Annotated in this window: 8 protein-coding genes; 3 read left to right on the forward strand and 5 right to left on the reverse strand. The window is 73.8% G+C overall.

The window, feature by feature from the left end; all coding sequences use genetic code 11:
* Window positions 1-71 precede the first annotated feature (71 nt).
* Window positions 72-806, reverse strand: a complete 735-nt coding sequence (locus tag ACFU5G_RS27140) for a TetR/AcrR family transcriptional regulator (RefSeq protein WP_377251732.1) — start codon at window positions 804-806, stop codon at window positions 72-74.
* 76 nt (window positions 807-882) lie between these two features.
* Between ACFU5G_RS27140 and ACFU5G_RS27145 the strand changes: the two genes are divergently transcribed.
* The gene (locus ACFU5G_RS27145) at window positions 883-2,103 is read left to right on the forward strand and encodes an FAD-dependent oxidoreductase (RefSeq protein WP_377251734.1); all 1,221 of its coding nucleotides are present in this window, start codon (window positions 883-885) and stop codon (window positions 2,101-2,103) included.
* A 27-nt stretch (window positions 2,104-2,130) separates the two neighbouring features.
* Here ACFU5G_RS27145 and ACFU5G_RS27150 read toward each other — a convergent pair whose 3' ends face one another.
* On the reverse strand, window positions 2,131-3,288 hold the full coding sequence (locus ACFU5G_RS27150) for an epoxide hydrolase family protein (protein WP_377251736.1): 1,158 nt from the start codon (window positions 3,286-3,288) through the stop codon (window positions 2,131-2,133).
* A 95-nt stretch (window positions 3,289-3,383) separates the two neighbouring features.
* Complete coding sequence (locus tag ACFU5G_RS27155; protein ID WP_377251738.1) at window positions 3,384-3,749, reverse strand: VOC family protein; 366 nt, start codon at window positions 3,747-3,749, stop codon at window positions 3,384-3,386.
* 112 nt (window positions 3,750-3,861) lie between these two features.
* On the opposite strand from ACFU5G_RS27155, the gene ACFU5G_RS27160 reads away from it, so the two are divergent.
* Window positions 3,862-4,833 (forward strand): helix-turn-helix transcriptional regulator, encoded by a 972-nt coding sequence (locus tag ACFU5G_RS27160; RefSeq protein ID WP_377251740.1) that lies wholly within the window; start codon window positions 3,862-3,864, stop codon window positions 4,831-4,833.
* Window positions 4,834-4,845: 12 nt separating this feature from the next.
* Here the strand turns inward: ACFU5G_RS27160 and ACFU5G_RS27165 are convergent, their stop codons facing one another.
* Window positions 4,846-5,295 (reverse strand): MarR family winged helix-turn-helix transcriptional regulator, encoded by a 450-nt coding sequence (locus ACFU5G_RS27165; RefSeq protein WP_377251742.1) that lies wholly within the window; start codon window positions 5,293-5,295, stop codon window positions 4,846-4,848.
* Between the two features lie 157 nt (window positions 5,296-5,452).
* On the opposite strand from ACFU5G_RS27165, the gene ACFU5G_RS27170 reads away from it, so the two are divergent.
* The gene (locus ACFU5G_RS27170; RefSeq protein ID WP_377251744.1) at window positions 5,453-8,698 is read left to right on the forward strand and encodes an efflux RND transporter permease subunit; all 3,246 of its coding nucleotides are present in this window, start codon (window positions 5,453-5,455) and stop codon (window positions 8,696-8,698) included.
* A 4-nt stretch (window positions 8,699-8,702) separates the two neighbouring features.
* On the opposite strand, the gene ACFU5G_RS27175 is transcribed toward ACFU5G_RS27170, so the two are convergent.
* Window positions 8,703-9,154: hypothetical protein (locus tag ACFU5G_RS27175; protein WP_377251746.1), on the reverse strand; the 452-nt coding region annotated here is incomplete at its 5' end.

The raw sequence follows: 9,154 nt of genomic DNA on the forward strand, positions 1-9,154 counted from the left end.
GCACAGGCCTGTGCCGACCTCGATGCATAGTGCCGACTCTGCGGTGCAAACTGCCGACCTGGAGGCAGGCGTCAGCGGGCCCGCTGGCTGATCAGGGCCGCCACGCCGTCCAGGATGCGGTCGAGGCCGAACTCGTAGCCCAGCTGCCGGTCCTCCTCGGCGGTGTCCGCGGGGTAGTCGTAGGCGCCCGCGTCGACGGCCCGGCGCAGGGCGGGGAACCGCTCGGCGTCGGCGAGCCTGCCCAGCAGCGCGCTGTAGGCGGCCACCGACTCGCCGGACGCCGCGTCGCCGAGGCCGGCGCTCAGGCGTGCGCTGTTGTGCAGGTACGTCGCCACCAGCAGGACCACACCCGCCTTCTCGCTCTCGGCGAGCCCCGTGCCGGCCAGCGTGGCCAGCGCGCGGTCGGTCCAGGTGAGCTGGTTGGGCGTCACCGGCGCCCCGCTGATCGGCACGTGCACGATCCAGGCGTGGGCCCGCAGCATGGTCCACTGCGCGTGGCACCAGCGGCGTAGTCCGGCGCGCCAGTCGTCGAGCGGCTCGTCGAGCTCTGCCGGGACCGCCGCGACCGAGTCCAGCATGAGCAGGAGGATCTCCTCCTTGCCCTGCACGTGCCGGTAGAGCGACATCGTCGTGAAGCCGAGGCGCTCGGCGATCCGGGCCATCGACACGGCCTCGAGCCCGCCCTCGTCGGCGAGCTCGACCGCCGCGGCGACGATCCGGGCGGGGGTCAGGCCCTGCCGCGTCGCCGGCGCACCGGTGCCGGCTCCCCAGAGCAGGTCGAGCGCCGTCGGCGCCTTGGCGTTCATGTCGTGGTGCTCGCTCTCCGGCCAATTTGTCGACGGGTCTGGCCTGCCGCCGAGTCTATGGCATACGCTCATGTGTATGACATACACAGCCCTGGTAGCCGGCGGCGGGATCTCCGGAACGACGTGCGCGATCGCCCTGCGCCTGGCGGGCATGCGGGTGGTCGTCCACGAGGCGTACGACCGCACGGCGGACGGCGCCGGCGTCTACCTGACGCTCGCGGTGAACGCGCTGGACGCGCTCCGGGCGGTGGGCGTCGACCTGGACGGGCTCGGCTTCGACACCCCGCGGATCACGATGACGAGCGGCTCCGGGCGCACGCTCGGCGAGCTGCCCTACGGCACCGGGCTGGAGGCGGCAGGGGCCGACGGCGGCCTCACGAGCCGCACCGTCAAGCGGGCAGACCTCTACCGCAGGCTCCGTGAGGAGGCGCTGGCCCACGGCGTGCGGTTCGAGCACGGCAAGCGGCTGGCCGACGCCTCGGTCACGGACGACGGCGTGGTGGCCACCTTCGCCGACGGCACCCGGGCGGAGGGCGACCTGCTGATCGGCGCGGACGGGCTCCGCTCGCGCACCCGGGAGATCATCGCGCCGGGCGCGCCGGGCGCCCGGTACAACGGGCTGCTGAACACCGGCGGCTATGCCCGGGGGATCACGGTCGACAGCGCGCCGGGGATGATGAACGCGATCTTCGGCCGGCGCTGCTTCTTCGCCTACACCCCGCACCCCGACGGCGAGGTGTGGTGGGTGGCGAACCCGCCGAGCCCGGCCGAGCCGACGCCAGCGGAGCTGGCCGCGATCACCCCTGAGGAGTGGCGGCACCGGCTGATCCACCTCTTCCGGGACGACCGCGGGCCCGCTGCCGACATCATCCGCGCGACCGACCGGATCTTCGCCGGCTGGAACACGTACGACGTGCCGTCGGTGCCCGTCTGGTCCAACGACCGCATGATCATCATCGGCGACGCGGCACACGCCACGGCCCCGTCGATCGGTCAGGGCGCGGCCATGGCGATCGAGGACGCCGTGGTGCTCGCGAAGTGCCTGCGCGACCTGCCGACCGTCCCGGACGCGTTCGCCACCTACGAGGGCCTGCGCCGTGAGCGGGTCGAGCGTGTCGTCGAGCAGGGCCGGCGCACCGGCGGGTGGAAGTCGCTCCACCCCCTGGCCGCGGTGCCGCGCGACCTGGTCATGCGGCTGGGCATGCGGCACATGGCCCGCACCGGCAACGATCCCAGCCGGTGGATCTACGAGCACCACATCGACTGGCAGGAGCGGGTCGACGTCGTCCCCGCCTGACGGCGGGCCGGTGCGGCCGGGCCCCGGTCAGGCCGCGCGGTACGGGCGGAAGAAGTCGCGCAGCTCCTGGGCGTACAGCTCCGGCTCCTCGAACGCCGCGAAGTGGCCGCCCCGTTCCGGTTCCGTGACGCGCACGGTGTTGGCGGTCCGCTCCAGCCACGCTCGCGGCGGGCGCACGATGTCGCCCGGGAACAGCGAGAACCCGGACGGCACCTCGACCCGCCGCGTGACCTGCCGGGCCGGGATCGCGCCGTTGGCGTGGTACATCCGCATGGACGAGCCGATGGTGCCGGTGAGCCAGTAGATCGTGATGTTCGTGAGGATCTCGTCGCGGGTGTACGCGTCCTCCAGGTCGCCGAAGCTCCAGGCCCGGAGCTTCTCGACGATCCACGCGGCGAGCCCGGCGGGCGAGTCGTTGAGGGCGGCCGCGACCGTCTGGGGCTTGGTGCGGTGCAGCGCGCCGTAGGCGCCCTCGGCGGCGCTCCACGTCGCGGTCTCGGCGAACCAGGCCCGTTCCTCGGCCTGGAGCGTCGCCGGGTCGCCCGCGAAGACGGGCAGCCCGCCGTCGGTGCGGTGCACGGCGACCACGCGGTCGGGGTGGTCGAGCGCGAGGTACCGGCTCACGTGGCTGCCGATGTCGCCGCCGGCGGCGCCGAACCGCTCGTACCCGAGCACGCTCATCAGCCCGGCCCACAGCCCGGCGACGGCGACCGAGCTCAGCGGCTGCCCAGTCGGCCGGTCGGAGTACCCGAAGCCGGGCATGTCGGGGACCACGACGTCGAACGCGTCGGCGGGGTCGGCGCCGTGCGCGCCCGGGTCGGTCAGCAGCGGGACCACCTTCGAGTACCGCCAGAACGAGTCGGGCCAGCCGTGGCTGAGCACGAGCGGCAGCACCGGGCCCGACGGCGCGACGGCGCGCGCGTGCACGAAGTGGATCCCCAGCCCGCCGACGTCGGCGCGGAAGCGCGGGAGCCGGGCCAGCGCGGCCTCCTGCGCACGCCAGTCGAACCCGTCCGCCCAGTAGGCGACCAGCTCGCGCAGGTAGTCGAGGTCGGTGCCCAGCGACCAGCCGACGTCCTCGGGGGAGTCCGGCCAGCGGGTCGCCCGCAGCCGCGCGCGCAGGTCCTCGATCGCCTCCGGCGTGGCCTGCGGGGCGAACGGCTCAGGGGCGGTGGTGTCCGGCACGGCACACACCCTACGTGCGGCCCGGGCGCCCGGCGCGCCGCCGTCGTGGGGCCTCGTGGGACCCGGGCGACGGCGGCGCGCGGGGCGCCGTCCGGTCAGTCGAGCGGCGAGACGCGGATCAGGTTGCCGTCGGGGTCCGCCACGACGAACGTGCGGCCGAAGACGGCGTCGTGCGGCTCCTCGACCACGGTGGCGCCCTTCGCGACCCACGACGCGTAGACGTCGTCGACGGCAGCCGTGGATCGCTCCACCATCAGGCCGACCTCCGACGACCGGGGCGTCGCCGCGGTGAGCCCGTCGCTCTGGCCGCCCCACAGCGCGAACAGCACGCCGGGCGCGACCTCGAACGGCACGTAGCGCGGCGTGCGCACGACGGGCTCGATCTCGAACAGGTCGCCGTAGAACTTCGTGGCGCGCTCGACGTCGGTCACGTAGACGAGAAAGAGGTTCGGTGCGGGCATGGGTTTCTCCTTCCAGAGTGCCGCCGGCGTTCGGCGACGTACCCACGCTCGCGGCATAATGCGACAGAACCTGTCATGTTCCGACCGGGGACCTGAAACCGGAGGGGAGATCGTGGGTTCGGCGCAGCGCCTCATCGGCATCCTCGGCGCCCTGCAGGCGCGCCGGTACGCCACCGCGGCGGAGCTCGCCGCCGAGTTCGGCGTCTCGGCCCGCACGATCCTGCGCGACGTCCAGAAGCTGGTCGACGCCGACATCCCCGTGCTGACCGAGCGCGGCAAATACGGCGGCATCAGCCTGCTGCCGGGGCAGCAGGTCGACCTCACCCGGCTGACGACGTCGGAGGCCGACGTGCTCCGCGCCGTCGGCGTGGACCTCGACCGGGCTCGCGCGCTCGGCGCGGAGACGGCGGCACGGGCCGCCGTCGGCAAGTTCGCGACCCGCCCCGGGGCCCCGGTACCCCGGTCGGGGGCGGCGCCGCTGTCCCTGGCCGACGTCGTCACGGTCGAGAACCGCGCCTGGTTCGCCGCCGAGCCCGCGGGCGACCCGCCCGACGTCGCCGCGCTCGCCCGCGACCTGCGCCAGGCGCGGCGGCTGCGGGTCACCTACCGGCGCAGCGGAGCCCGCTCGGCGTCGGACCTGGTGGTGGACCCGTACGGCCTGCTGCTCCGGGTGGACCGCTGGTACCTCGTGGCCGACGTCGACGCGGCGCCCCGGCTGTTCGCGCTGACCCGGCTGGACGGCTGGGTGTTGCTCGACGAGCCGCGCCGCACCCGCGCCGGCGCCACGCTGGCCGACGTCGCCGGCGGCCTGGGCCAGGCGCTGGAGACGCGGCACGAGGTCACGGTCCACGCCCTCCTGGACGCCGACGGCGTGGACCTGGCCCGCCGCATCCTGGGCTCCCGGCTGCGCACGGTCGGCCCGGCGGACGCCGCCGGCCGGGTGCCTATCACGCTCGCCTACGCCCAGGTCGAGGCCGCCCGGCAGCTGCTCCAGTTCGCCGACCACATCGAGGTCACCGGCCCGCCCGAGGCCCGGGCGCTGCTGCACCGCCTGGCCGTGGCGACGGCCCGCCGCCACGCCTGACCGCCCACGCGGCTAGCGGGCCAGCCTGCGGGCCGCCTCCAGGAGGGCGCGCGTGCCCTGGGTCAGGGCGCGCAGGTCGTCGAGGGCGAGCTCGTCCAGCAGGTCGGGCGGCAGGTCGTCCTCGTGCGCGACGATGCGGCGGATCGCCTCGTTGCCCTTCTCGGTGCTGGTCACGCGGCGCACCCGGCCGTCGTCGGGGTCAGGGGTGCGGACCGTCATCCCGGCGGCGGTGAGCCGGTCGAGGATCCCGGACACGGTCGCGGCCGAGACACCGAGCGCCTCCGCGAGCCGGTGCGGCGTCGAGTCGCGGTCCACCTGCACGAGCGCCAGGGCCCGGAGCTGCTGCACGGTCAGGTCGGTCTCCAGCAGCGGCCTGAGCCGGGAGGCGAAGAACTCCTCGCCGAGCCGGTGGTGCAGGGCGGCGAGCTCGGCGACGAGCTGCTCGCGGGTCTGGTCGGTCACGGGCTGACCTTAGTGCGCCGTCGCGTGCGCGAGAACCGGAGTTGCGTGCCGGGAACCCCGGCGGGATCCTTTGCGTTAGGCAAAATACTGCGCCGACGGAGTCGCGGGAACCGGCGTGAACCCCAGATCTGGAGGCAGTGTGTTTCGTCTTGCCCGTATGTCGCTCGCGAATCGTGCCCTCGTGGCACTCGCGACGATCGCCGTCTTCGTGGTCGGCATATTTAGCATGGGGCAGCTCCGCCAGGAACTCATACCCTCCCTCAACGTGCCCGTCGTGGCGGTCACCGCGGTCTATCCGGGCACGTCGCCCGAGATCGTGTCCGACCGCGTCACCGACCCGGTCGAGACCGCCGTCCAGGGCATCGACGGCGTCACGGGCGTCACGTCGACCGTCGGCACGGGCATCTCGATGACCACCGTGGAGCTGGAGTACGGCACCGACATCGACGAGGTCAGCCAGGAGATGACGTCGGCGATCGGCAACATCCAGGACCTGCCCGAGGACGTCGAGCCCGAGGTCATGGCCGGGTCGTTCGACGACCTGCCGGTGATCCAGCTCGCGGTCTCCGGTGACGGCACCGAGCAGGAGCTCACCGACACGATCGACTCCGTGCTGGTGCCCGAGCTGTCGGGCATCGCGCAGGTGCGCGACGTCACGGTGACCGGCACCACCGAGCGCCAGGTGGTGATCGAGCCCGACGAGAAGAAGCTCGCCGCCGCGGGCCTCACGGCCGCCCAGCTCTCCTCCCTCCTGCAGGACAACGGCACGGTCATGCCGGTCGGCTCCGTCACCGAGGACGGCCGCACCAGCAGCGTCCAGGTGGGCACCACCGTCAGCACCGTCGAGGAGCTCGAGGACCTCCCGGTCGTCCCGTCCGCGGGCGCGTCGGCCGGCGCGAGCGCCGGTGCGGGAGCCGACGCCGCCGCAGCAGCGGGCGCGGCGGGCGCAGCAGGCGCCGCCGGGCAGTCGCCCGAGGCCGAGGCCGGCCCGCCCGCCGTCGTGCACCTGGGTGACGTCGCCAAGGTGAGCGTCAAGGACGTCGACCCCACCTCCTTCTCGCGCCTGGACGGCGAGCCGTCCCTGGCCATCGCCATGACCAAGACGCCCGACGGCAACACCGTGGACGTCTCGCACGCCGTGCAGGACGTGCTGGCCGACGTCGAGGACGAGCTCGACGACGCCGGCGTCAGCACCGCCGTCACGTTCGACCAGGCGCCGTTCATCGAGGAGTCGATCGAGGGCCTGACCACCGAGGGCGGGCTGGGCCTGCTGTTCGCCGTCCTGGTGATCCTGGTGTTCCTGGCCTCGCTGCGGGCCACGCTGGTCTCCGCGATCTCGATCCCGCTGTCGCTGGCCGTCACGTTCGCGGCGATGAACCTGACCGGCTACACGCTGAACATCCTCACGCTCGCGGCCATGACCATCTCCATCGGGCGCATCGTGGACGACTCGATCGTCGTGATCGAGAACATCAAGCGGCACCTGTCGTACGGCGAGGACCGCGTGGACGCGATCGTCACCGCCGTCCGCGAGGTCGGCGCGGCCATCACCGCCTCCACCGTCTGCACCATCGCGGTGTTCGCCCCGATCGCCCTGGTGGGCGGTATGGCGGGCGAGCTGTTCCAGCCGTTCGCCGTCACCGTCGCCATCGCCATGGGCGCCTCGCTGATCGTCGCGCTGGTCGTGGTGCCGGTGCTCGCGTACTGGTTCATCAAGGTGCCGGTCTCGGCCGACGGCGGCGCCGCGATGCGCGAGGCCGCCGAGCTCAAGGAGCGCCGCGGCGCCTGGCAGCGCGCCTACGTGCCGTCGCTGGCCGCCGCGCTGCGGCACCCGGCGGTCACGCTGACCGTCGCGATCGCGCTGCTGGGCGGCACACTCGCGCTGGTGCCGCGCATGGAGACCAACTTCATCGGGGCGGCCGGGCAGGACACGCTGTCGGTCACCCAGGAGTTCGAGCCGGGCACGTCGCTGGAGAACCAGGACGCGGCCGCCAAGGAGGTCGAGGAGGTCCTCGACGGCGTCGACGGCATCGAGACCGTGCAGACCACCGTCGGGTCGGGTGACGGCATGGCCGCCGCCTTCGGCATGGGCGGAGCGGGCGCCAGCGCGTCCTTCGCGATGACCCTGGCCGAGGACGCCGACGGCGAGGCGGTGCAGGACGACGTCCGCGACGCGATCGCCGAGGCCGACCTGGCCGGCGAGGTCACCGTGGCCGCCGGCGACGCCGGGTTCTCCAGCACCACCGTGGACCTGGTGGTCACCGCGCCCGACGCCGACGACCTGGCCGACGCCGCGAGCACCGTCGAGGACGCCGTCACGGACCTCGACGGCGTCGAGAGCGTGACGAACAACCTCGCCGCCGAGCAGTCGACCGTGCAGGTGACGGTGGACCGGGACGCCGCGGCGGAGGCCGGGCTGACCGAGGCCGCGGTCTCGGGCCTGCTGGCCGGCGCGATGAACGAGTCGAGCATCGGCACCGTCGACCTGGACGGCACCGACCTCGACGTCGTGGTGGCGGGCGACGTGCCCGCCACGGCTGCCGAGATCAAGAAGGTCGACGTGCCGACGGCCGCGGGCATGGTGCCGCTGAGCGACCTGGTGACGGTCGAGGAGGTCTCGGCCCCGGCGTCGGTCACCCGCGTGGACGGGGAGCGCAGCGCCACGGTCGCGGTCACCCCGGCCGGGCAGGACCTGGGCACCCTGACGGTGGCCCTGACCGAGGAGATCGACGGCCTGGACCTGCCGGGCGGCGCGGAAGTGACCATGGGCGGCGTGGCGTCCGACCAGGCCGACGCCTTCGCGGACCTGGGGCTGGCGCTGCTTGCCGCCATCCTGATCGTGTACCTGGTCATGGTGGCGACGTTCCGGAGCATCGGGCAGCCGCTGATCCTGCTGGTCTCCGTGCCGTTCGCGGCCACGGGCGCGCTGCTGGCGCTGCTGCTGACCGGCACGCCGCTCGACGTCGCCGCGCTGATCGGCGTGCTGATGCTGGTGGGCATCGTGGTCTCCAACGCGATCGTGCTGATCGACCTGATCAACCAGTACCGCGCCGAGGGCCGGCCGCTGGACGAGGCGGTGCGGGAGGGCTCGCGCCAGCGCCTGCGGCCGATCGTGATGACGGCGGCGGCGACGATCCTGGCGCTGACCCCGATGGCGTTCGGCCTCACGGGCGGCGGCGCGTTCATCTCGCAGCCGCTGGCGCTCGTGGTGATCGGCGGGCTCGTGTCCTCGACGCTGCTGACCCTGTACGTGGTGCCGGTGATCTACACGCTGTTCGAGCGGCGCTCGGAGGGCAGCACGCCCAAGCGGGCCGCCCGCGCCGCGCGCAAGGCCGAGAAGGCGCAGGTCAGGGCCACCGAGGCGGCACAGGTCGCCCAGCGCCTGGCGGCGGACACGCAGTAGCCGGTCAGGCTCGCCGCGCGAGCCACTCGGGCGGGTGGGACCTGGCCAGCTCGGTCAGGCCCCGCCTGTCGTGGACGTGCAGCACGGCGTAGATCTGGCGGAAGCGGTTGGCGACGGTCCGCAGCGACACGTACGCGATCCGTGCTATCTGCGCGTTGGTGGTGCCGCCCAGCGCCAGGCGCACCAGCTCGCGCTCGTCGTCGTCGAGCCGTTCCCAGCTGCGTTCGTCCGGGGTCTCGGGGCGGTCCAGGCAGGTGTCGACCGCCACGCCCCAGCCGGGCAGCCCGGCCAGGTGCGCGAGCGTCCGGGCCTCCCGCAGCGCGGGCTCCGCGACACCCCGGCCGCCGTGCGCCAGGTGGTGCCTGCCGTAGGCGATCAGCGACCGGAGCCGCTGCCACGGCGAGACGGGGGACAGGGCGGCGGGCAGCCACTCCTCGACGCCGCGGCGGGCGGAGG

It is taken from the genome of Promicromonospora sp. NPDC057488, from assembly GCF_042802395.1.
Classification (GTDB): domain Bacteria; phylum Actinomycetota; class Actinomycetes; order Actinomycetales; family Cellulomonadaceae; genus Promicromonospora.